Annotated in this window: 21 protein-coding genes; 13 read left to right on the top strand and 8 right to left on the bottom strand. The window is 24.5% G+C overall.

Annotated features, from left to right (window positions below; genetic code table 11):
• Nucleotides 1-135: 135 nt before the first annotated feature.
• Nucleotides 136-1,179, bottom strand: a complete 1,044-nt coding sequence (locus MarbSA_RS02380) for a M48 family metallopeptidase (protein WP_221061779.1) — start codon at nt 1,177-1,179, stop codon at nt 136-138.
• A gap of 973 nt (nt 1,180-2,152) precedes the next feature.
• Here MarbSA_RS02380 and MarbSA_RS02385 point away from each other — a divergent pair.
• The 3 genes from MarbSA_RS02385 (at nt 2,153) to MarbSA_RS02395 (ending at nt 7,167) form a co-directional block, all read left to right on the top strand.
• Complete coding sequence (locus tag MarbSA_RS02385) at nt 2,153-3,121, top strand: helix-turn-helix domain-containing protein (protein ID WP_221061780.1); 969 nt, start codon at nt 2,153-2,155, stop codon at nt 3,119-3,121.
• Nucleotides 3,122-3,601: 480 nt separating this feature from the next.
• Nucleotides 3,602-5,422 carry an ABC transporter ATP-binding protein gene (locus MarbSA_RS02390; RefSeq protein WP_221061781.1) on the top strand — a complete coding sequence of 607 codons (1,821 nt, stop codon included), beginning with the start codon at nt 3,602-3,604 and terminating at the stop codon, nt 5,420-5,422.
• 2 nt (nt 5,423-5,424) lie between these two features.
• On the top strand, nt 5,425-7,167 hold the full coding sequence (locus tag MarbSA_RS02395) for an ABC transporter ATP-binding protein (RefSeq protein ID WP_054835264.1): 1,743 nt from the start codon (nt 5,425-5,427) through the stop codon (nt 7,165-7,167).
• A gap of 246 nt (nt 7,168-7,413) precedes the next feature.
• Here the strand turns inward: MarbSA_RS02395 and MarbSA_RS02400 are convergent, their stop codons facing one another.
• A complete protein-coding gene (locus MarbSA_RS02400) occupies nt 7,414-7,962 on the bottom strand; it encodes a nitroreductase family protein (RefSeq protein ID WP_221061782.1) in 549 nt (182 codons plus the stop codon).
• Between the two features lie 308 nt (nt 7,963-8,270).
• Entirely contained in the window at nt 8,271-9,035 is a 765-nt protein-coding gene (locus MarbSA_RS02405; RefSeq protein ID WP_054835265.1) for a DUF169 domain-containing protein, read from the bottom strand.
• A 162-nt stretch (nt 9,036-9,197) separates the two neighbouring features.
• On the opposite strand from MarbSA_RS02405, the gene MarbSA_RS02410 reads away from it, so the two are divergent.
• From MarbSA_RS02410 to MarbSA_RS02420, 3 genes are all read left to right on the top strand, one after another.
• Complete coding sequence (locus tag MarbSA_RS02410; protein WP_054835783.1) at nt 9,198-10,016, top strand: CARDB domain-containing protein; 819 nt, start codon at nt 9,198-9,200, stop codon at nt 10,014-10,016.
• Nucleotides 10,017-10,241: 225 nt separating this feature from the next.
• A complete protein-coding gene (locus MarbSA_RS02415; protein WP_221061783.1) occupies nt 10,242-10,679 on the top strand; it encodes a LytTR family DNA-binding domain-containing protein in 438 nt (145 codons plus the stop codon).
• 15 nt (nt 10,680-10,694) lie between these two features.
• On the top strand, nt 10,695-11,126 hold the full coding sequence (locus tag MarbSA_RS02420) for a DUF3021 domain-containing protein (protein ID WP_042704327.1): 432 nt from the start codon (nt 10,695-10,697) through the stop codon (nt 11,124-11,126).
• Nucleotides 11,127-11,442: 316 nt separating this feature from the next.
• Here MarbSA_RS02420 and priS read toward each other — a convergent pair whose 3' ends face one another.
• Both priS and priL read right to left on the bottom strand, forming a co-directional pair.
• Entirely contained in the window at nt 11,443-12,417 is a 975-nt protein-coding gene (priS, locus tag MarbSA_RS02425) for a DNA primase catalytic subunit PriS (RefSeq protein WP_221062044.1), read from the bottom strand.
• Nucleotides 12,418-12,525: 108 nt separating this feature from the next.
• Complete coding sequence (gene priL, locus MarbSA_RS02430) at nt 12,526-13,899, bottom strand: DNA primase large subunit PriL (protein WP_221061784.1); 1,374 nt, start codon at nt 13,897-13,899, stop codon at nt 12,526-12,528.
• 597 nt (nt 13,900-14,496) lie between these two features.
• Here priL and metG point away from each other — a divergent pair.
• The 4 genes from metG to MarbSA_RS02450 all read left to right on the top strand — a co-directional run bounded on the left by metG (nt 14,497) and on the right by MarbSA_RS02450 (nt 20,345).
• A complete protein-coding gene (metG, locus tag MarbSA_RS02435) occupies nt 14,497-16,509 on the top strand; it encodes a methionine--tRNA ligase (protein ID WP_221061785.1) in 2,013 nt (670 codons plus the stop codon).
• 251 nt (nt 16,510-16,760) lie between these two features.
• Nucleotides 16,761-18,407 (top strand): DUF530 domain-containing protein, encoded by a 1,647-nt coding sequence (locus tag MarbSA_RS02440; protein ID WP_221061786.1) that lies wholly within the window; start codon nt 16,761-16,763, stop codon nt 18,405-18,407.
• 113 nt (nt 18,408-18,520) lie between these two features.
• Nucleotides 18,521-19,027 (top strand): hypothetical protein, encoded by a 507-nt coding sequence (locus MarbSA_RS02445; protein WP_054835406.1) that lies wholly within the window; start codon nt 18,521-18,523, stop codon nt 19,025-19,027.
• A gap of 379 nt (nt 19,028-19,406) precedes the next feature.
• Entirely contained in the window at nt 19,407-20,345 is a 939-nt protein-coding gene (locus tag MarbSA_RS02450) for an MraY family glycosyltransferase (RefSeq protein ID WP_081720207.1), read from the top strand.
• A gap of 334 nt (nt 20,346-20,679) precedes the next feature.
• Here MarbSA_RS02450 and MarbSA_RS02455 read toward each other — a convergent pair whose 3' ends face one another.
• Nucleotides 20,680-21,183 (bottom strand): hypothetical protein, encoded by a 504-nt coding sequence (locus MarbSA_RS02455; protein WP_221061787.1) that lies wholly within the window; start codon nt 21,181-21,183, stop codon nt 20,680-20,682.
• A 127-nt stretch (nt 21,184-21,310) separates the two neighbouring features.
• Nucleotides 21,311-21,802, bottom strand: a complete 492-nt coding sequence (locus tag MarbSA_RS02460; protein WP_221061788.1) for a hypothetical protein — start codon at nt 21,800-21,802, stop codon at nt 21,311-21,313.
• A gap of 375 nt (nt 21,803-22,177) precedes the next feature.
• Here MarbSA_RS02460 and MarbSA_RS02465 point away from each other — a divergent pair, with 375 nt between their 5' ends.
• The 3 genes from MarbSA_RS02465 (at nt 22,178) to cobM (ending at nt 24,953) form a co-directional block, all read left to right on the top strand.
• The gene (locus MarbSA_RS02465; RefSeq protein ID WP_221061789.1) at nt 22,178-22,747 is read left to right on the top strand and encodes a methyl-coenzyme M reductase family protein; all 570 of its coding nucleotides are present in this window, start codon (nt 22,178-22,180) and stop codon (nt 22,745-22,747) included.
• Nucleotides 22,748-22,897: 150 nt separating this feature from the next.
• The gene (locus MarbSA_RS02470) at nt 22,898-23,842 is read left to right on the top strand and encodes a DUF166 domain-containing protein (RefSeq protein WP_221061790.1); all 945 of its coding nucleotides are present in this window, start codon (nt 22,898-22,900) and stop codon (nt 23,840-23,842) included.
• A 340-nt stretch (nt 23,843-24,182) separates the two neighbouring features.
• Nucleotides 24,183-24,953: a precorrin-4 C(11)-methyltransferase gene (gene cobM / locus MarbSA_RS02475; protein ID WP_221061791.1), complete on the top strand. Its 771-nt coding sequence runs from the start codon at nt 24,183-24,185 to the stop codon at nt 24,951-24,953.
• 260 nt (nt 24,954-25,213) lie between these two features.
• Here cobM and rpiA read toward each other — a convergent pair whose 3' ends face one another.
• Nucleotides 25,214-25,882 carry a ribose-5-phosphate isomerase RpiA gene (gene rpiA, locus MarbSA_RS02480; RefSeq protein WP_221061792.1) on the bottom strand — a complete coding sequence of 223 codons (669 nt, stop codon included), beginning with the start codon at nt 25,880-25,882 and terminating at the stop codon, nt 25,214-25,216.
• Between the last annotated feature and the right edge of the window lie 148 nt (nt 25,883-26,030).

Consider the following 26,030-nt stretch of genomic DNA (forward strand, 5'->3'; position numbering starts at 1 on the left):
GAAATAAATGATAAAAGTAAAATCTGAATAGCAATTATTAAATATGACACTTTATTTTATTTAAAATATTTAACATGATTTCTGCCTTAATTTTCAATATTATTCATAATATTAGTTTTTTATTATTCAGTTCCATTAGTTATTAAGTTTATTTCCGCATTTAGAACAAAATAAATCATTTTCTTTTACTTTTTTTCCACAATTATTACATTTAAATTCTATTTTTAATTTGTTACCACATTTTGAACAGAATTTTGCACCTATCCCTACCTTATTTCCACATTTTGAACAGAAATTTCCATTCTTAAAAGGTTTCTTTTCAATCAAATCTACTTTTTTTGATTTTTGGTTTTCTATATTTTTTTGATTAGATATTTCTGACAAAACAGGAATATTATGGAAATCTTTTTGATTAGATATCTCTAAAACTAATTCATTCATTGCAGCAATTCGTTTTTTATCTGATGGATGAGTAGAGAAAAAATCATGTTTATTTGAATTATGTTCACTCATTTTTTGCCAAAATGTAGGTATTTTACTAATATCATAACCTGCCCAATTAATTATCATCATTCCTAATTTATCTGCTTCCAATTCATGGGATCTACCAAATGGTTTCATTACTAGATATTCAGACCCAATATCAGCTACATCTATTGCAGTTCTTGTAATAGAACCTAAATCTCCTAAACCAATCATACCAAGACCAATAGCTCCCAACCTTGATACAGTTGTTATACTATTTTTAACATTATGTGCACTCACTTGAGTTCTAGAATGATCTAGTAATGCGTGAGCCATTTCATGGGCTAAAATAAATGCTAATGTTTCTTCATTATTTGCAATTGATAAGATTCCTGAAAACATGATAATTTTACCACCAGGCATACAAAAAGCATTTAATGTATCATTTAAGACTAAATGAAATTCCCAATCATAGTAATTTCTAGTGTAATCAGATCTTTCAATTTTTAATAAATAATTTTCTACTGCATCGATTAACTTTAATGAAACATCAGATAATAGTTGACCATTAGATGTTTCATCTAATAATTCGCATTGATTAACAATATTATTATACTCAACATAAGATTGATTCAATAATTTATCATCATTGACAATATCTAAATGTTTTTTTCCAGTAAATGGATTAATACTACTCCTATCATTTTTTTTCATCCAACACACCATTATTAATTTTTTATAATATCAAAATATTTTTTTCCCATTTAGCCCCAATATCTCCAGCTTATTCGACTTTAACTTCCATAAGTTTTTGTTGTATCATGATCCATTTCTCTTAACAATAAAGTATTAATGCAATCTTTGTTGTTTTTTCAGAATCAGTAAATTCTAATTTTTCAGGTATCCCTTTTATAAATCCTTTTATTTCCTCTTCAAAGCTCATATAAACCACTTTAATATTTTAATAATAATTATTAATATTATATTTATAACTATTAATAAAGATTATTGAAATAAATAGAATCCTCAATAAAAAACATGGAAAAGTATTATTATAATAAAAAAAGTTTAGATTATTAAAATATTATTTATTAAAATTTTAATGTTAATTATTTATATTTATAATATTTTCAATTATTTAAAAAATTAAAAGTTTTTAATAGAATTTAATTCTAACTTATGAATTAAAGATGAAAAAACTAAATGAAATAACTATATTTATTTAAATTATGATTAATAGGTTTTAATATCCTAAAATATTCTTATTTAGTAATAAAAACACTAAAAAATAAGATTAATCATCATTTTTTTGAAAATATATTTATTGTTTGAATCTTTTATATTTCTATTCATAAATTACTATTTTAATTAACAATATTAAACCTTGAATTTTCAATAAACAGCCCATAGAGTGAAAAAATAACATATACTGCATTATTATAAACATTATTGCATATAAAATTATAAAAAATATTTAAATATTTAGGTTTACCTAAATTTTATATATTATAATATCTATATATCATATTAATAGAAAAACTTTATTCAAAAATTATTCTATTAATAATTATATTAATAATTATTTATCTAATTAATAATTAATTTTAATTAATGATTAATCATATTAGTGATTAATCGTCTGATCAATGATTAATTGTTAAAAAATTGCATATAACTAATGATTATCATGAAAAACAATCCATTAAAACTAAAGATTGATAAAAAATATAATAAAAAGTCAATGCATATTTTTAATGAAAGTTCTTTTAAAACAGTTTATTCCTTTGATTTTAAGTCTGGAAATGGAAAAATGGTAAGCTATGCTGTTTTTCCAGGCATTTATCTAGTACATAATGAAATTCATGGATTTGAAATAAATGAATTTAAAAGAATAGACTCAAATCAAGAAATTACTATTAATCATTGCAAAAAAGGAAGATTTGAATGTAAATTTAAAGGAAAATACCATTATTTAGAAGAAGGAGATTTAGTTGTAGCTACAAAAACTTCAGAAAAAAGTTATTCAACATTTCCTTTAGGTTATTATGAAGGAATAGAAATATATATTAATAAAAAATCTGCTAAATCTTTTTTAAAAAATGTATTTGGATATTCATTTGATTTAAATGAGCTATACAATAAAATATCTGAAAATAATGATTTTCTTTTAATTAAATCTACAGAAGAGATAGAACATATTTTTAATGAGATGTATTATGTAGATGAAAAGATTCAGAAAATGTATTTTAAATTAAAAGTATTAGAACTTTTTTTATTTCTAAAAATAACTCCTTTAAACAATACAATTGAAAATAGGCCAAAATTTTCAAAAAAACAAGTGGAAACTATTAAAGCTATAAAAAAAGAATTAATAAAAAACATTCATAATCCTATAACTCTCGAATACTTATCAAAAAAATATAATATTAGTATTACTTCATTGAAAACTTCTTTTAAAGCTATTTATGGCAAACCAGTGTATGCTTGGAGAAAAGAGTATCGTTTACAAATAGCTAAAGAATTATTAAATAAAGAAGATTATAAAATTAGTGAAATAGCTAATAAGGTAGGTTATAAAAATCCTAGTAAATTTTCTGCTGCATTTAAAGAATATTATAAACTCACTCCAAGTCAATATAGATTACAAAAAAAATAAATATATTTACTTATTTTGTCTATTTGGATTGTTTTGTCTTTTTAGTTCGATTATATTTATATATTTCTTGTGTTAATATACTTTAACTGTAAATAAAATGACCAATAAATCCAATTAAATATTTATCAATGCTAAATATTTATTATGATTAAATAATTATAATATCGAATAATTATATATTAAATATTTATAATATTGAATAATTATAATATTAAATATATATAATATTAAATATTTATCTAATATTAACTTATAATATTAAATATCTATATATTAACTAAAATTATCTATTATTAGATAATTTTAATGGTTTTTTTATTTTAATTTTAGTTTTAATAAATTTTAAAGTCATTTTAAATATATTTATTTTTTTAAATTGTTTTAAAAATATGAATGGCTTTTCGGATTATTATAAATTTAGGTGTGCCTAAAAATTTATTAAAATGATAATTGTTAAAATAATAATATAAGAGGAAAAAAATGAAATTATATGAAAAAAAAGACAATAAATTTTTAAGTTTATTAAGTTTTTCAGGAAAATATAAATACCTAACAATCATTGGATGTATTTTAGCAGGTATTAGCGCTGTTTTAGGATTAATACCCTTTATTTATATTTGGAAAATGATTGAAGAGATAATATTAGTAATGCCAAATTATTCAAATGCTGTAAATTTAGCCCATTATGGATGGATGGCATTATTTTATGGAATATTATCTATAGGCATCTATTTTGTAGCATTAATGTGTACACATTTATCTGCATTTAGAAATGAAAGAAATATGAAAATTATAACTATGAACCACTTATTAAAATTACCCTTAGGATTTTTTTCAAATAAGAGTAGTGGAAGTTTACGTAAAATTATTGATTATAGTTCTGCAACAACAGAAGGGTTCTTAGCTCACTCCTTACCAGATTTAATTAGTGCATTAGTAACTCCTATAGCTTTTTTAGTATTATTATTTAGCTATAATTGGTTTTTCGGAGCATTATCTTTAATTCCAATGACAATAGCATTATTAATACTTATGCCTATGATGAGAGGAAGTAATAAAGAAATGCTAATAAAATATCAAGAATCTTTAGAAGATATGAATTCTGAAGCAGTAGAATATGTAAGAGGAATACCTGTTACAAAAACTTTCCAACAAAGTATTTTTTCTTTTAAAAACTTCCACAAAACAATTAAAGACTATAGTAAATTTGTAACCAGCTATTCAATTTCATGTCAAGTCCCATATACTTGCTTTACTGTTTCAATAAATGGATTTTTTGCATTATTAATACCTGCAGGAATATTATTAATAGGTTCTACATTTAATCCTTCTTTATTTTTAGATTTAATATTTTACATTATTTTAACTCCAATAGCATCTTTAATAATGAATAAAATCATGTTTTCAAGCCAAAATTGGATGATTGCAAAACAATCTCTACTAAAAATAGAAAAAATATTAGATACAAAACCATTAGAAGAAAGTAAAAATCCTCAACATATTAAAAGTCATCAAATAAATTTTAATAATGTTTCATTTAAGTATCCAGGAAATACAAAGGAAACTTTAAAAAATATCAATTTCGAAATTAAAGAAAATGAAACTATAGCATTAGTTGGTCCTTCAGGAGGAGGTAAAACTACTTTAGCTACATTGATTCCAAGATTCTGGGATGTAGATAGTGGAGAAATATTAATCGGAGATGTAAATGTAAAAAATATTAAAGAAAAAGAGTTAATGAAAAATATTTCATTTATTTTTCAAAAAACACAACTATTTAAAAACAGTATATTAAACAATGTTTTAATTGCTAAAAAAGATGCTAAAAAATCAGAGGTATTAGAAGCATTGAGTGCTGCACAATGTGATGATATTATAAAAAAATTACCTGATGGAATAGATACAGTTATTGGAAAATCAGGAGTTCATTTATCCGGAGGAGAACAACAAAGAATAGCTTTAGCTCGTGTCATATTAAAAGATGCTCCAATAATTATTTTAGATGAAGCTACAGCATTTGCAGATCCTGAAAATGAATACAAAATACAAAAAGCTTTTAAAAAAATTACAGAAGGAAAAACCGTCTTGATTATAGCACATCGGTTATCTACAATTAAGAATGTAGATAAAATACTTGTAATACAATCTGGTGAGATTATAGAATCAGGACCACATAATGAGCTAATTGAAGCAGATGGTTTTTATAAAAATATGTGGGATAACTATAATGAATCTGTACAGTGGAAAGTGAAAAATTTCCAATCTCCAATAAATTTAGACAATGAAAAAGAGGGAGTGTAATAATGATAGATGAATATCTAGCTAAAAAATTTGCATTAAGTAAAAAAGGAGCTAATAACTTAAAGAAAGGAATAGTATATACAACTCTTTTAGATTTTAGTTTAATGTTACCTGTTATACTATTTGTTTTGTTTTTGTCTCAATATATACCTGATCCAAGTATTTTTTCTGTTAAATTAGATTTAATAGGATTTATAATTTTAATAATAATAGTTTTAGCAATAATCTATATATTAAAGTCAAAACAATACCATTTCATCTACAATGCAACTTATGAAGAAAGTGAAGTTAGACGAATAACACTTGCAGAAAAGCTAAGAAAACTTCCAATGTCATTTTTTGAAAAAAAGAATTTATCTGATTTGACAACAACTATTATGGGAGATTGTACTGACTTAGAACATGCATTTTCTCATGCAATTCCTGAATTAGCTGGTTCGGTAATTTCATTAGTTATTATATCTATTGGAATGTTATTATTCAACCTCCCATTATCTATTGCTTTACTATGGGTTATTCCAGTATCATTCTTAATAGTTATTGTTTCAAGATCAATACAGGAAAAAAATAGTGAAAAGATAATAAAAAAACGTAGAACCGGTACTGATGGAATTCAAGAATCTATTGAAACAATAAAAGAATTAAAAGCATATAATTACGAAGATGATTATTTAAGAGGTCTAAACAAAAAGATCAAAAATATTGAATCCTCTCTTATTAAAAGTGAATTAGTAACAGGCACTAGTGTAATATCTGGTCAAATGGTACTTAAATTAGGCATTGTGTCTGTAATGATTGTGGGATCCACTCTATTAGTAGATGGTCAAATTAGCTTATTAATGTTTATATTATATTTAATAGCTGCAGCATTTATATATCTACCAATTCAAGGTGCCTTAGAATTTTTAGCTGAAACATTTATGGCAGGAGTTAAAATTAACAGAATGAAAAAAATAGAAAGTCAAACAGTCCAAGATGGATCTATAGAATACTCAAATAATGGATATGATATTACTTTCAAAGATGTTAGTTTTAATTACAAAGAAGATAAGGATATCTTAAAAAACATTAACTTCACTGCAAAACAAGGAGAAGTAACAGCATTAATGGGTCCATCAGGAGGAGGAAAAAGTACAATATCCAAATTAGCAGCACGATTTTGGGATGCTAATGAGGGAAAAATAACATTAGGTGGTGTTGATCTAAAAACAATTGATCCAGAAGCACTACTCAAAAATTATGCGATTGTATTCCAGGATGTAGTTCTATTCAATAATACAGTGAAAGAAAATATAAGAATAGGATCTCATGGAGCAAGTGATGAAGAGGTATATGAGGTAGCAAAACTGGCAAGATGTGATGAATTTGTAAAAAACCTTCCAGATGGATATGATACATTAATTGGAGAAAATGGGTCATTATTATCAGGAGGAGAAAGACAAAGAATATCAATAGCTAGAGCACTACTCAAAAATGCACCGATAATCTTATTAGATGAGGCAACAGCATCTTTAGATGTAGAAAATGAATCTGAAATTCAAAAGGCACTATCTATATTGATTAAAAACAAAACTGTTATTGTAATTGCACATAGAATGCGTACAATAGCAAACGTTGATAAAATTGTAGTTTTAAAAGAAGGAAAAATAGTTGAAAAAGGTTCTCCTCAAGAATTAAATCAAATAGATGGTTTATATAAGAGAATGGTTGATATTCAAAATAAAACAGGAAAATGGAGATTATAATTAGATATTATAGTAAGATATTATAGTGATATATTATAGTTGGATACTATAATTAAGTATTATAATTTTTATATTTCCTAATTTTTATATTTTCTTCAATATTTGAAATCTTAAATATAAAAAATAAAGACATTCAATAAATAATAAATAAAAATATTCAGTAAGTAAAATTTAAATTAAAAATTCATAATCAAAAGTATAATCTAAGAATTATTCTTTATAAAAAATAATTAAAAAGTTATGTGATTATTTCACATAATTTACATTATCCAAATCATTCCTTTCTGGATATTGAATACCTGAAGATACTTTACCAATGACAACAGCTCCAATTGGTTTATATCCTTCTGGTAATTCAAATTCTTTAAGTAATTCTTCATTTTCTGGAGATTGTAATGGAAATACTGGTGTTAACATATAACAAGTTCCTAATCCCAATTCTGTACTTGCCAATATGATATTTTCAGCTGAAAGTGAAATATCCAATGCTCCAAAAGGATTTTCATCAGGTGCTGAAAATAAAACAAAAGTATTAGCTCCATACAATGCATTATAATCAGGATTTTCAGCTTGAGCTATTCTAGCTTCATCTCCAGAGGCTTTTAAAGTTTTTTTAACTGCATCATTTAATTTATTTAAAATTTCTTTATTTTGAACTACAGTAATTTGAAATTTTCCAGCTACTGGAGCAATTTTACCAGTTTCGATAATCTTTTCAAGATCATTCTCATCAATTTTTTCATCTGAAAAACTTCTTACACTTCTTCTTTTATTTATAACTTCAAATGTATTCATAATAACACAACCTTAATCATTAAAAGAAAAAAATTATTTATCTTCTATAATGAATTGTTATTATAATATTATCAGTTAGACGTATATACTTTAAGGTCATTCAATTATACAAGCTACAGATAAATAACACAAAATTAATCAAAAAAGAACTTGCTTTCTAATTTAAAAACCTAAAAATAGTATGAAAACATTTTAATGAAACACATTTTATATAAAAAAAATTAATAGGAAAAATATAACCAGGAAATTAATAGGAAAAGTATAACCATGAAGTTAAAATAGAAAAATATAACCATAAAAATTTATATTCATTTTTGTGGAAATGCAACTTTCGGTCGTTTAGAAATAAATGAATCATCAATATCATTATATAATTCTATTGCAATATTTATGGGTATTCCCATAGATAAATAGTCTGATGGAAACCAATTATTTCCAGTTGGATCAACAGGTCCTAAAAAAGAAGTATTTTCAGGTGTTTTTTCAGCTATTCCTGTAGGATATGTAATAAAACTAGCACATGATGGTCCAAAAGGCATACTAATTCCACCAAAAGTATTCTCATTTTTGAAATATATTAAGTTGCTTAAATTTCGTATTTGCTCAGCATCGCCAAAAATAAGAATTGATTTAAGGTTTATATCATCAATATCATATTTCACATCTTCACATCTTTGAATTATAAGATTTTTTTCAATTTGTTTTATTTCTCCAATAGATTCCAAAAATTTTTCAACATCATCTGGGCTTGCTTTAAGATATTCAGCATCTCCGCCTCTAAAATTTTCTTTACCAGTAGAAACAAAATATTTAATAAATTTAGCTGGTTTTCCAAACCCAAGATATGTGATTGATCCTGGACAACATCCTTTAAGTGATTTATTATTTATATATAAAGAATTTATATTATCATTAGCAGAAGTTAGAAAAATCGCTTTTGCAACACAACGATCCACTGAACATATAGGTACTGCATTTTCAGGAAGATTTTCTGATTCATATATAGCTAAAGGAGATTTATCTAATTTTAAAAGTGTTTTAAATTTCTTACCAATTTCATTAACTTCACTCATGTTTATCACCCTTATATTAATATTATAGAATATAGTTAAAATAATTTAATGTATACAATTAAAAATAAATAAACAAAATAAGAAAATATTTTAAAAGCTTTTATATATTATTGCCAAACAAAATATTATTACTATAATAATATTGAAAGGTTTTGATTATTTATGAAAAATGCAGGTAAATTGTTAATAATATGCTTTTTTGTGTTAGTAGCTTTTTTTAGTCTAAATGCTGCTTCAGCTGCTACATATACATTGCATGATGAAAATGATATCTATTATTACTCTAATAATGCTGAAAATTATGAAGTTGAGTTTGATTCTAATTCTGGAAGTATCTGGACAGAAGATTACAAACAAGTTTCATCTATTAAAATTAGTGATAATAAAGGTAAATCAAAAACTTTAAAAGATAAAATTGATTTTAAAAATTACAAGAGTAAAAATGGTTATTCAATGTATAAGACTTTTTATGCTTCAAATTTAGGTTTATCAGAAATTAAAAAAGTCACAGTAAATTTTTTAAAACAACCAGATCTCAAAATAACTAAAGTTAAACGGGAAAATAATAATTACTATATAACTATTAAAAATACTGGAGATGCAACAGCTAAAGGTAATTATTTAGGCACATATTCAAAAGGAAAATACATTAAAAAAAACTATGTTCCTGCATTAAAACCTGGGAAATATAAAACTGTTAAAGTATCTATCAGTTCATACTATAAAAAATACAATAAGATTTTCAATGTTGATTATAAAAATAAAATCAATGAACTAAAAAAATCTAATAACAAAAAAACAGTAAAAGGAATTAAGATAGTCAAAAAAACAACACCAAAAAAGAATAGTGGAGGACAAGTAATAATAACAAGGACTGGAGCAAAATATCATGCATATAAACATGGAAATATGAAATATATAAGTTATGTATCATTATCTTATGCTAGACAATATTATGGTCCATGTAAAATATGTTACTAACTATTAAATTTTAATTTTTTATCTTTTATCTTTTTATTTAATTTTATCTTTTTATTTAATTTTTTATCTTTTTATCTTTTAAAAGTAAACTTAATTCTTATTTTAAACTTCTATTTTTACCACTTAGCTAAGGATATATACAACTTATTAAATCCTCCAAAAAGATTATTTTTGTAGTAAATACATATAGATAGATATTCACTGATAAGATAAAGGAGGAATAGTTTGAAAGTTGAAATAAAATTATCTAATGAAATAAAAGAGCCTTATGCAATAATTTTCACAGATAAAATAACTGATGAAATTCAAAAGGCTATTGAAACACTTGAAAATCAATCAAGCTCATTAATAATTCTAAAAAATAAGCATAAAATATTCATAAAATCTATTGAAGAAATATTCATGGTTCAATCAGCAAATAATCAAGTCATTGTTTATGATAAAAATGAAAAGTACACTTCAAATAAACGATTATATGAATTAGAAAAGATATTAGGTGAAAATTTTTTTCGAATCTCTAAATCAACGATAATTAACATAAAAGAAATTGATAATGTAATTCCATTATTTAAGGGAATTATGCATGTTAAAATGAAAAATGGATTAGAATCAAACATTTCAAGAAAATATTTACCTACATTTAAGAAACATATTGGTTTATAATTAGGAGGAATTTCTATGAAAGAATATATTAAACTAACTGTCCAGGGAATGGCAATAGGGTCATTAATATTAATAATTTTAAGTATATTTGGGATTTATTTTGGAGGAAAAGAGTTTCAAGAATTATTAATAAATAACTTCATAACCTATTCAATCGCAGCTATGGTTATAGGCATTGGATTTTCTTTACCTTCAATAGTTTATGAAAACAATGAATTATCTTTGTTAAAACAATTTTTAATACAAATGTCTATTGGAATGAGTATTTTAATAATCACATCTTTATTTGTAGGATGGATTCCAATAAATTATGGATTAGGAATTATTATATGGATATTAATCGCTCTCACATTTACTATTCTAATATGGGCAGGCTTCTATTTATATAATAAAAAAGAAGCATCAAACATAAATAAACAGATCAAAAAAATCCAAAACAAGAATTGATAAATAATAATAAAAGCTATAATAGACATTAAAATAATAAAAATAATAAAATTACAATAAAAATAGTAAAAAACAATAAAATAGTAAAAAACTATAATATAAAAAAATTATTAATAATATACATAATATTAATAATATATAATATTTAATAGTAATATTAATAATATAAAAACTATTAACAATATAAAAAAAATTATTAATAGTAATACTAACACTATAAAAAATTATTATTATTAATAATAATACATAAAATATTAATAATATATAAATTAATAATATATAATATTTAGACCACAAGTTTATATTTATTAATATATTACTCTCTTTCTTCTACAAACTTAGGAACAGCACTTTTAAATGGATCAAACCATTCACGATCTTTTACTTCAACACATTTCATACTAACCTTTGAATGAAGAGAAGTAGGCAATCTTAAAATTCTTTTAAGATCTATTGAAACCTTTGCATCAATAGTAGCTAAATTAACCCTTGCCATTCCAGTAACCATATTTTTATATCTTCTTGGACCGATTTTACTCCTGAAAATACCCCACTGATTATCCTCCAAAAGATCCCTATTTTTAATAATATCCTTTAATAGTTTCTTGTTTATATCATCAATTTCTTCAGTTCCCTTTAAATGTTGGATATTATATTTTAGTCTTTTTGTAAAAACCTTTGGATAAGCTATTGGAATAGAAAAATGTTCAAAATTATAGCTACTCCCACTACCTTCAGATATATTACCATACTTTAATTTTGGAACTTCTGCTCCAGCTACATATTTTAGAATTTCAGACCTAAGTTCACTATCTGAATCCATTATATCATCATCCAATATTCTTATATGGTATCCTCGACCAGAATATATAAGATGGATGTTTTTTATTCCAAGATCACTTTCAAGAGTATCTATCAAGTTATTTACTATTTCAAGAGCTTCAGAAAGGCAGATTTCACAAACACCATCACAATCACAGGATCTTATAGGAAGATCTTTTGCATCAACATCAAAAACATATTCTGATTTAATCCAATCTCCCCTTCTTCGAGGATTATTATAAAAAGCTACAGATATATAAGCTGCAAAAGGAGTTTTATATCTAAGAAATCTTCTAAGAGAATCTTTACCTCTAAAAACTTTATATCTATCATTAGGGCCATGTCCTAAATGATCAAACCCAAATTCCCTCATCCTAAGTTCATCTGTAATGAATTTAGGCAAATCCTTTTCAGACCATTCCTCCCTATAATATCTTCTCCGCTCTTCTAAGGTAGCTGTTTTAAAAATAATATCACCATGAATGTGCCATAAGTATGTATAAAAATTATTTGAACTTATATCTAAAGTCAATCCTATTTTTCATTATAATTACTATCAATATTGTTACTATTAATATTAATCATTATTACTATTACCATTATTATTACTATTACCATTATTAGCAGATTTTCCTTCTTTTTCCATCAACCATTTAGCTCTTGAATAGTAAGAAAGAGGATTTCCTATTTTTGCACATAATTTATCAGGTCTACACAATTGAGGTAAATGCATTTTAATCTTTTCACAACTCATAGGAGTATACCATGTTGTTTCACCTTCATGATCAAGTTCAGGATTTTCATACATTCCAAAACCAAGTTTTGAAGTTATATTTATCTTCTCTTGTGGCTGATCATCAAAGAGTGGAGGAGAACAATTGTCAGCAGCTTCATAAATAAGTGGTAAAATTTCATTTAAAGTAATAGTAAGATTAGGATCAATATCAGAAATTTTAACATCTACACCCTCATTTCTAAAAATAGCAGGATAAAGACGGGCATAAGAAACAAACGAGGTTAAAAGTAAAACAATTGCATCATTTCTACCCCCTGATGATACACCTTCAACTGTAGTTGCTATACATGGAGGAAAAGCTTCTTTTATTAACTTTCCAATTTTCATGGACCCTTCAGACACACCAACTCCATAGAATCCACTATATTTACTTGTAAGCTCAGAAATAGATTGTGCAATCTTTTCTGAAAGCTCGGATATAGCTGGATGAACCTCTATTTTAGATGACATCTCTCTTATTTTTTGAAGATAATTTTCAGTATTCTGCATAATCATTTTAGTTAAAATTAACTCTTTAATACTATCCCCAATTATAATATCATACATTCTATCAGGAGCTCTATCTTTAAATTTATTTCCAAAACGATTAATAAAGTCTTCTTTATCTAAAATTATATTTCCTTCATCTAAAACAAGATCAGTTAGAGAAATCTTTTTACTAGCTACTAATTCTTTTAAGAATTTCCAGTTAATGCTTTCTTGAAAGATTAATTGATTCAAGATTCTGTTTACAATTTCTTTTCTTTCCTGTTCTGGTAATTTAACTATTCTTTCTTCAATGATTTTTCCTTGAGATTCTACAAAAAATCTTGCTTCACGAGAATTTGGGCTGAGTTTAGTAGCTATTGCTTGAGAAATTAAATGAAAAGAAATAACATCAGCTTCAGTAATTTTTTCATTGAATAAATAGCTGTAATCATCATTATTAAAATTTTTATTGTTTTTTCTTTCAATATACCATTGGATACGCTTAATAGCTAAATCTCCATAGCTTTCAGGTATGAGTGAATCATCATCGATATTTTGACGTTTGTCATGAGTAGCAATATAAATTAATTCATCATTAGAAGAGAATACGTTTTCAAGATTTCCTTTTTCCTTTACTATCTCTTGACCTTCTTCTGAAAGAGGATTTATAAATGACAATAAAACCATATTATTTATTTTGTCTTTATCATTAAAAAAATTATTTGTTTAATTATTAGTTTAGTTATTTATTTAATTTAAAATTACATAATTAATTAGTGTTATTTAAAAATTAATATATTAGTTAGTTATTTATTTAAAAATTGATATTTAAACTTAAAAATATTTAAACCTAAAAAATTGATAATACTAAAAATTTATTTATATTATTTATAATGTAAAAGTACTATTTATCTCTTATTTATTCTTTAATCTATTTTAAATATCTAAATACGATAGTAAGAATAATAAAAATAAGGTTAAAAATAGCTAGTTTAAAATAAATCATCATATTTATATAAGAAAAAAGTAAAAAATATAACATATTTAATTTTTCAAATATCTATTAAATATCTATGTTTTTTATTGTTATATTAAATATTATATTATATTTTTTAGTCAATTAATTAAATTAGTAATATAATGAGATGATATAATGCTAAATCGATAATATAATTTATATAAATATTACAAAATTATAAAATAATTAAAATATTTTACAATAGGATACTAAAATATTGTAAATATGATTAATCTGATGATAAACTAATTAATAGGAGGAAAAAGATGTCTAAGATTTTTATTTCATGCGCATTACCTTATGCAAATGGACCCTGTCACTTAGGGCACTTAAGATCAACATACATTCCTGCAGATATTTATGCTCGTTATAATAGAATGATTGATAATGAAGTACTACTAGTTGGTGCAACTGATGAACATGGAACACCAATTGCAGTTAAAGCAGATAAAGAAGGTAAAAAACCTATTGAAATAGCTACAAGATATCATAAAATGATTGTAAATGACTTAAAATCATGTGACATATCATTCGATAGCTTTACACGTACCACTGATGAAATTCATTATAAAATAGCTCAAAATTTCTTTTTAGATTTATATGGAAAAGATTTAATCTATGAAAAGGAAATAAAACAATTATATTGTGAAAAATGTGAAAAATTCTTACCTGACAGATATGTAGAAGGAATCTGTAAATATTGTAAATCTGAAGGAGCAAGAGGAGATCACTGTGAAAGTTGTGGAAGGCATTTAGATGTGGTGGATTTAATAGATCCGAAATGCTTAACTTGTAATCATACTCCAATAATAAAAGAATCTAATCATTATTTTTTCAGACTTAGTAGCTTCCAAAAGAGTATTGAAGAATATATAGATTCAAATAAAGAAATGCCTGCAAATGTTAAAAATTATGCTAAAAATTGGTTAAAAGAAGGTTTAAACGACTGGATATTAAGCAGAGACATGGATTGGGGTATTCCAATTCCTCTTGAAGGAGTAAAAGGAAAAATAATATATGTTTGGGGAGAAGCATTTCTTGGATACATATCCTCTGCTGTTCAATGGTCAGCTAAAACTGGAAAAGATTGGCAAGAGTATTGGAATGATACTGCAATCCATTTTATTGGAAAAGACATAATCTATCATCATGCACTATTTTGGACATCCCTTCTTGAAGGATATGGATGTAGACTGCCAACCAATATCATTGCAGGAGAATATCTCTCACTCGAGGGGAAAAAAATGTCTACAAGCCAAAATTGGGTTATTTGGGTAGAAGATTTTGTTAAAAAATATGATAGTGATTTATTAAGATATTACCTTACAATAAATGCTCCTTTAAGTAAAGATACTGATTTTTCATGGGACGATTTTGGAAGAAGGATTAACGACGAATTAGCTGATGTACTTGGAAATTTCCTACATAGAACATTTACTTTCACAAAAAAATTCTTTGCTAATAAAATTCCAGAATATAAAAATCCAAATGATGATGATAGAACTTTTGAAGTAGCTATTGAAGAGATTCCAAATACCGTTGGAAAATTAATTGAAGAATTTAAATTTAGAGAAGGTTTAGTTGAGATAATAAAAATAGCTAAAAAAGGAAATAAATACTTTAATGATCAGGAACCTTGGAAAGCTGTTAAAGAAGATAATCAAAGAGCAGCTAACTGTTTATATTTATGCAATCAATTGGCTAAGGCATTAGCTATATTATTAAAACCTTATATCCCAAATAAAGCCGAAGAAATTGCTAATATATTAAATATACCTATAGATACAAAATGGAATGACTCAAAAATTCTTCTTGAAGTTAATCATGAGATAAATAAATCAAAACCATTATTTAAAAAAATAGATGAAGATATTATAGAAAAAGAAAAAGAAAGCTTGTATAAAAATTTAGAAAGTGAAGAAAAAAATCTAGGAAACAAAGAAGAAAAAGGGGGCGAAGAAATGAGTGAACAAATTACTATTGATGATTTCGGGAAAATGGATATGAGAATAGGTGAAATATTAGAAGCTGAAAAAATAGAAGGTTCTAATAAATTATTAAAGTTACAAGTAAATATAAAAGAAAAGCAAATTCAAGTTGTAGCTGGAATTGGAACTAAATATTCACCTGAAGAATTAATAAATAAAAAAGTAGTAGTTTTAGTTAATTTACCTCCTGCAAAATTATTCGGAGTAAAATCTGAAGGTATGATACTGGCAAGTGATAGTTCTACTTTATTAGCTTGTGAAGACGGTGAAATAGGAGAAAGCATAAGATAACACAAAAAGAAGATGGTAAATAATAATATTTCAATATAACATAGAATATGAATATGAAATATAAAATAGAATATAAGCTATAATAGAATATAAATTATAATCAGTAGAATATAGACTATAAGTATTGAAATATAGACTATAAACAGTAAAATATAAAAATTAAAATCCTATTATATCTAACACACTTCAATAAAAATGAAATTGGCGTTATTCTTGAATTATTGTAAGTGTTAAGTCCTCACGGTGATTAAATGGATGAATCAATTCTTATAAGTAAAACTGAAAAATATTTAAATGAAATTCAAAATGAAAAAATAAGTTTGGAAAAAATTTCCAAATTAGAATCATTTAAATCAGTTTACTGTAAACTTACAAAAAGATTGAGCAATTTGCAAGAAATGAGAGAAGATATGGACTTAAAAGGTTATACTGCCCCATATCGATCTTTGAATAAATATGGATCAACTAACTCAGGAGATATTGCCTTTGAAGAAATGAGTGAAGTAAATAGGCATGGCCAATACTTTAGAATGAAGGCAACAGCTAAAAAAAACATATTAGATCGAGTGAAATCTGCAATTGATGCTCATAAAATAGCTATCGGTCATCTAGAAGAATTCGGAATCTTCAAATGTGAATCTTGTTCTAAATCATATAAACCCTCAGCATTCATAGAGCTATCTAAAAAAGAATCAGCAAACAATAAAAATATTGAAAATAAGGAAAATATATCAAAATTAGAAGAAAAAAAAGAAGAAAAAGAAGAATGTTCCTGTGGTTGTACTGATTTTAAATTTGAAATTAATAAAACAGGCGTTTATAGATTAGAAATTATTCCTTATCTACCATTATCTGGAAATTATATGGTTTTAATGTCTGAAATGACAAGTTGGGGGAGAGAATCCTTTAAAAAAGTTTTAAGTATATTGAAACAAGAAAGAAAAGGTGTAGTGAAAACCGTTTCAGCAGTCATAAAATTTAAAGAAAATGACAGATGGATAAGAAAAAGAGTTTCATTAGATTCTGAATATGTCGATAGCTATGAAGAAGAAATAAGAAAAGAATATGGTAAAAATGTAAGAATTGAGTTTCTGCAATTCCACAGAACCAAACCAACCATAATCAATGATAAACATGCTAGAACTGCATTAGCTATTGGATATGCTAAATATGCAGAAAACATTGTTCAAAACAATAAAGAATCCATATTAAAAGACAAAATTAGTAATATTTACAAATTAGCTAAATACGATGAAATTGTGAGAGATGTAAAACTACAAAGACCTAAATTCGTTGTTGGAGAAGATTCATTAGAAGAATGGAGAAGATTTGAAACTGAGAATAGATTAAAAACTGTTGGATTAATGAGTAAAAGAGAAAATCTAGATCCTCAATTAAAACAAGATATTAATAAAAGAAAAAATGTTGAAAAAAGAGTATTTTCAGAAGTAGCTTCAACATTAATACTATGGGATATTTTTAAATATTACTTAACAACTTCACAAGACAGACGAAAAAGATATGGAGGTCCTTTTCCATATCTACGTAGTGATATTGATAGAAAACAAAGAAGAATCTTTGAAAATATGAACAAAGAAGTTGTTAACATCTTAAAAAATAATGAAAATGAAAAAATAATTGAATTAAATAATATGGATTTATTACTGAATAAAAAATTTAATTTAGAAAAGAAAATAAAAGGATCCAATATAAAAATTAATTATGTTTCACTTGGAGCAGCTATTATAAGCTCAAATTGTAATATTCCAGTTTCTTTATCTTCAAAAACATTTGATGTTACTGAAAAAAGTGTTGAAAATGAAATAAAAAATATTAATACTTTTAAAAGGCCAAAAAGCGATAAAACTAAAAAATTCTTAGAAATGATAAAGAAATAAACTTAAAAATAAAGAATAAATAAGCTTAGAAATAAATAAGAAGTAAATAAATAAGAATTAGATAAATAAGAAGTAGATAAATAAGAAGTAGATAAATATATTTATAGATTAAAATGCTAGATAAAGATAAAAATAAAAAAGAGGAGGAAACAGTCCATATTAGCTCTCAACTAAGTTCAAAAATGATTGTTAATCTAATGGATGAATATCCTAACTTAAAAAGAATTACATGCCCCCCTAGCATATATAAAAGAATTTCAAAGAAATATTTAGAAGCTTTAGAAGAGTTAGAAATAGAAGTAGAAATTAAACATAATTGGACCTCTAGAATAAAATATAGCAATGAAAAAAAAGAAGAAGTCATAAAATTAATAAAAGATGGTCAAACTCCAACTGAAGTAGCAAAATACCTAAATTTACCTGTAAAAACTATATATTATATGAAGAATAGTTATGACAAAGAGAAGATCAAGTTAAAAAGAGGTAAAAAGAATAAATATAATGATGCTACAAGAACAAGAATAAAAAATTTAGCTAAATCAGGAGTTCCAGTTAAAAAAATTGCAAAGAAAGAAAATATTCCTCTTAGAACTGTTTATCATATAATAAAAAATAATTAAACTAAAATAACAAGTTTATAGTAGATAAAATAATAGTATATTAAATAAAATAGATATATATAAAATAATAAACAGTTATATTAAAAATAAGATAAAATTATGGAAATAAAAATTATAATAAAAATTATAATAAAACTATAATAAAACTATAATAAAGCTATAGTAAAGCTATAGTAAAGCTATAAGAATAAAAACTATAATTAAAGTATAGAAATAAAAACTATAATAAATTTATAGAAATAGTGATTATAGAAATAAAATACATATAAAAGATAAAGGTGAAAAATTGATAGATCTACTTACCACAAATCCTGAAATTACAATTGTCCTGGTTTCAGCTATCTGTGGTATTTTAGGGTTTTTTGTAACTAGGTTCACAATGCCTAGACTAATAAACAAGCTTGAAAAAGCAAATATCATAGGGAAAGATATTCATAAAACTGCTAAGCCAATAGTGGCTGAAATGGGCGGAATAGGGATCTTATTTGGATTTATAATAGGTATATTTGCTGGAATATATTTACATCCAATTTTAACTTTTCAACTGACAGTTGTTTTAGTAGTTATACTCCTTGTTGGGATTATAGGTATGGTAGATGATTTATTAACATTATCCTCAAAAGAAAAATTTATTTTACTATTTCTCGCAGGTATTCCTTTGATATGGATCGCGCCCCCAAATGTTGGATTGTTATACATAATTTTAATCCCTATAGCTGTTTCAATAGTAGCTAATCTTACAAATATGTTAGCAGGTTTAAATGGAATCGAATCAGGTCTTGGAGTAATAGCTATGACCTCATTGACCATATCTTGTATAATATTAGGTAAATATGATGTAGCTATTATAAGTATGAGTATGTTAGGATCATTAATTGCATTTTTACTATATAATAAATATCCTTCAAGAGTATTTCCAGGAGATACTGGAACTTTGATTATTGGAGCAGCAATAGCTGCAATAGCTTTTATTGGTAGGATGAAATTGATCGCATTTATTGTTCTTTTCCCAAATATACTTGATGCAGCTATGAAATTTTATAGTGCAGGAGTTATGGAAAGACAACAACACAAACCAACAGAAGTTAATAATGATGGTAAGCTGATAATTCCTGATCAAGGTTTTAAATCATTAATTAGATTAGTTCTTAGAAAACCGATTAGTGAAAAAGAAGCTGTGAGAATAATTTGGGGAATTGGAATTGTATTTGGAATACTTGGAATTATAGTGGCAATAATACTTCCCGATATAATTGGAAACACTACTTTAGCTCAATTCATTAAATATAAAGATATTTTATATTATTTATTTAATTAGAATATTATAAATATTCAATAATTATATGTCATATTTATATTTTATATAATAATTAGTATTATTAATATAGTAATAATGACTAATAATACTATTAATATTAATAATAATACTAATATTATTAAATATTCAATATATTACAATAACACTAAAAATAATATTGAACATAATACTAGATATAATAATAAATATATTAATACTAATTATAATAGCATTGGATATAATAACATTAGATATAATAATATTAATCTTAATAATGTTAATTATAATAATTATATTAATGCTATTATATTAATATCTAAAAATTGTAGAATACAACATAAAAACAATAGAAAAATTAAACCCATTGAACATTAGCAGTTGTATACACATGATGATTGGAAAAACAAGGATTATGTAATGTATTAGTTAAGTTAGATGTGCCAAATGTCATGGTAATACTTTTTCTTAAATTAAAGTTTATCCTATCTCCTGTTGAAGTTCTATCTCCTTTCAACATTACTGAAGAAGATGATACAAAAGCTTTTATTTGAATACTAGTTCTATTATACCTACTATCGTATCCCCTATCAATAGTTTCTATTTTCACTAATTTAATAGAATTAGGATGTGTTAAAACAGAATTATTAATTTTATATTTATTATAAGCACTTTTTTCAAAAACACTCAATCTTCCACCATCTAAACCAGTAGTAACACCATTTTTAGCTGCTAAAATAGATAGAGTTAAATCATATTCTTGAGCTAAAGAGTTAGTTAATAATAAAGCTAAAATTATACCAAAGCTAATTAAAAAAAGAAACTCAATAGATCCTTGTCCTTTATCTTCGTTTTTAAACATCATTTTACCAATAAAAATATTATCAATAAATTAGGATTATATTATTACCAATATATCAACAAACTTATAGTTAAATTATTATCAACATTGAATAACTGCAAGTAAAGATTATTTAACAATTTACAAATTAATAACCATTATAAATTTGAATTGCTGTTAAATTATTATTATCTAATAATTTTTTAATTTTATATGAATTTCCAGGATATATTTTAACTTCTTCAATAGAATCAAGGTTGATATTAGCTATTCTAATAGGTATTAAAGCCGAATCAGCTTTTTTGTTTTCTAACTCTAAAACAACTTCATCATGAGTTATTGTTATTTTAAAATCTTTACCAGAAATATTATTTGGAATATTAATTTCCTTCATATATCCTAAATTGTTGGAATTAACTTGATTTATAGCATTAGCAATATTATCAATTAATATTCTCCCACCCATATCTTCTTCAATGGTTTTTTGATCTTCTAAAGTGTTTCCAATGAGATTCAAAACAATAATTCCAATTGTCAAAGTTAAAAATATTGAGAATAAAAAATCAATCGTATATATTCCTCTTGAATCCATGTAAAGGTCTTTATTGATTTTCATTAAAAAGGTTTGCTGATTTTTCATTGAAAAAACAAGCTTTCAATGTTATTTTAAGATAAAAACATTAAATTAATAGAATATATTAAAATTTATTTGAAAAATTCTTAAGAAAGGACAAATTTACAAGAAAAGAATAAAAATAAAGAAGAATTAAAAAAATGAAAAAAATAAAAAAAAAGAAAGTAAAAAGAAAGTAAAAAGAAATTAAAATAAAAAGAAAATAAAAAAATAATAAAAAAATAATAGAAATAATAAAAATAATAAAAATAAAACAAAAAACACTTGAAAAAATAAAAAATATTAAAAATGTATTAAAAATAAAAAATATTTAAAATAAAAATAGATGAAATAGAAATAATAATATAATCAAAAATACAAAAATAAATATCAGTTGATAATATGTATGAATTATTATTATTTACTGGTGGAATTTATAAATTCAATGAATTTAAAGAATTTATAGATGATTTAGGTGGATTGATAATTGAAATGGAAAGTTTCAAAGTTAGTAGAGGAATGTATTTTTTAAGTGAAGAAGTAAAAGTCCTAATACTTGTTCCAATCGGAGAAAAAAAAGAAATAACCCATTTTGCTAAAAAGATTAAAGGATCTATTGAACCAGTGCTGATGGAAGAAAAAGAATGTGAAAAAGTAATATTAATATTTGAAATCTATAAAAAACTAAAAATTAATGAGTTAACAAGTATTGAAATTATAATAGATCACTTAATAAATAATACTAACTTTATTGAAATAAAAAACCTAAAAAACGAATTACCATATGAGAAATATGAAAAAAATAAAATAGAAAGATCTATAACAAATTTCCAAATAAAAAAAGAAAATTATAAAAAAGAAGAATTTTTAGAAAAAATTATCGATTTACTTATTATTATGGAAAAAATGAAGATAATAGAAACAGTAGAAAAAAAAGAATCAGCTTATTTTAAGATAAGAATTCATGAATAAGTAAAAAATAAAAAACTAAAAATAAAAGTAAAAACTCAAAATAAAATTTCATTATTATATAATTAAAAATAATTAAGAAGATACTAAAAAATAATTAAGAATATAATTAAAAATAATTAAAAGGACACAAAAAATAATTGAGAGGATAAAATGAAAATTTTCATACTTAGTTCAGGAGAATATGGATCTAAAATAGTAAATGGAATAGCTACTCATGGTTTTGCATCTAACATTATAGGCATACATGAATTTCCATCTTCAGATGATTTACCAGAGTTTATAGATGATATAAGTAGTTATATACCTGAAAATATTCCTGAATCGGACTTAATAATAGCAGTTGGACTTTATGGAGATATAAACATGGTTATTCCAGAGGTAGTTAAGAAATCAGGAGCTAAATCTGTAATTGCTCCTATTTATCATCCGAAACAATTACCATTAGGTCTTCAAAATGAAATAATAAATGAATTAGATGATAATACAACCATTGTATTTCCTAAACCTTTCTGTGGACTAACTCCAATAGGAGATGAATTTATTGATAAATTTACAGAAATATTTGGAAGACCTAGGTTTGAAATAGAAACTGATAGTGAATCTGAAGAAATTGATTTAGATAGCAATATTTCTTCTATAAAAGTTATAAGAGGAGCTCCTTGTGGTTCAAGCTGGTTTATAGCTGAAAATTTAAATGGGGTTTCAGTTAAAGATGCGGAATTTGAAGCAAACAATAAACTTCATAATTTTCCTTGTGTTGCTTCAATGGCAACTGATAATGCTACTGGAGACACAATATTACATATTGCAAGTTACAGAACAAAAGAAGCTATAAAAAGGGCTCTTGGTTTCACTTGTAAAGTTCCAATGGTGGATGAAGAAGCTTGTGAAGGATTTGAAGAATGTGAAAATGCCTGTTTAAATTCTTGTCCAAATGTTTTAACTGGTGTTGAGACTATTTACTATAATGATGATGGTAAAGCTGTAATAGATCCAGCATCATGTGGAGTATGTGAAATTTGTATTCATGAATGTCCCTATGGAGCTATCGAAGTATATGAAGAAAGAGTTAATATTAAAAAAGATAATGAATAAATATAACGAATAAAAATCAAAATTTAATTAATATAATGAAAATTAATACCATATACAATTATACAGTATTAATACAAATACTGATTATACAATATATGATACAACTACTGATCATATAAAACATAATACAACTAGTAATTATACAGTATATAATACAAATAATGTGCAAGAATAATAAATACTAAAAACAAGAATAATAAAAGTAATAAAGTAATGAAAGTAATAAAACTAATAGAACTAATAAAAATAATAAAAATAATAAAATACTACTTTCAGTACATTAAAATTATTAAAAAATAAGACATTTAAAGACATAGTGGAATATTAATCATGTGATATAATGAAAGGAAGAGTGATTTTCATAGGTGCTGGTCCTGGAGACCCAAAATTATTAACAATTGGTGGATATCAAACGATTGAAAAAGCAGATATAATTATATATGCAGGTTCATTAGTTAATCCCGAAGTTCTAAATCATAGAAAAAAAACTGCTGAAGTGTACAATAGTGCAACGATTGATTTAAACCAGATAATAAAAATTATTGAAAAAGGAATAGACAACAACAAAACAATCGCTAGAGTCCATACTGGAGATCCATCAATTTATGGTGCGATTGGTGAACAAATCAGAGAATTAGAAAAAAGAAATATAGAGTATGAAATAATTCCAGGAGTTAGTTCTGTCTTTGCAACAGCTGCAGCCCTTGAATCTGAGTTAACACTACCTGAAATATCACAAACAGTAATAATAACTAGACCAGAAGGAAGAACACCAAAACCTGAAAAAGAAAGTTTAGCTAGCCTAGCAACACATCAAGCAACTATGTGTATATTCCTTGGAGTCGGAATGATTGAAAAAGTTGTAGAAGAACTTAAAAATGGTTTTGATGGTAAAGAAGGTTATAATGAAAACACTCCAATTGCTGTAGTTAAAAAAGCTTCATGGAAAGAACAATTAATAGTTAGAGGAACTTTATCTGATATCGTAGATAAAGTTAAAAAAGCAAATATTACTAAAACTGCTATGATTGTTGTTGGAGAAATTCTTGACCCCGGAGACTTCGAAAGTTCAAAATTATATGATCCTAACTTTAAACACGAATATAGATAATTATATCCATTAATATATTTTTTATTATATTTTTAATTATTTTTTAGTACTGATTAAATATTTTACTTTATTTTTTATTATTTTTTTATTATTCTTATATTATCCTTATATTATTTTATTATATTATTTTCTTATATTGTTTTTTATTCTATTTTCAATATTTTTCTAATATTGTTAATATTTTTTATTATTATATTTTTAATGATTTTCTTCTATATTATCTATTTAAATAAAAAAATATTAATATTAATAGTTAAAACTCATTTTAAAACTTCCACACCATCAGAAGTTCCCAATATTACTTGATCTACCATCTGAGAGAATATTCCATTTTCAACGACGCCAGGTATTGAATTTAAATCCTTTTCTAACTGTATAGGATTATCGATTTCACGAAAATCAGCATCAACTATAAAGTTACCATTATCTGAAATAACAGGACCATCTTTATATTGAGCCATTCTTATCTTAGGATTTGCACCCATATCTTCAAGTGCAGAAAAAACAGGTTTTCTAGATTCTGAGATTATTTCTAATGGCACAGGAAACTTTCCAAGCTTATTGACAATTTTTGAATCATCAGCTATAATAATAAGTTTTTCTGCAGAATAATCAACAATCTTTTCTAAAGTATGAGCTGCACCCCCACCTTTAATTAAATTAAAGTTAGGATCAATTTCATCAGCACCATCAACAGCAATATCAACATCATGCTCTTCTAAAGTAGTTACTGGTATTTTCCATTCTTTTGCTAAAAGAAAAGATTGATATGACGTAGGAATGCCCATTACATTTATTTCTTCTTCTTTCATCCTCATACCCACTTTTTCAATAAAGTAATGAGTAGTAGAACCAGTACCTAAACCAATAATTTGACCATCTTGAATTTCTTCTGCAGCAGCAAAACCTGCTATTTTCTTTAAATTCATATTTAAACACCAAAAATATTAACAATAATACAATTATAATAAAAAATACGATTAAATAGATTAACACAGTTATAGTGAATTAATAAAGTTACAGTGAATTAATAAGTTATAATATAAATTAATACACCTATAAAATATAATACTAAAA

It is taken from the genome of Methanobrevibacter arboriphilus (genome assembly GCF_019669925.1).
In the GTDB taxonomy this organism is placed as follows: Archaea; Methanobacteriota; Methanobacteria; order Methanobacteriales; family Methanobacteriaceae; genus Methanobinarius; species Methanobinarius arboriphilus_A.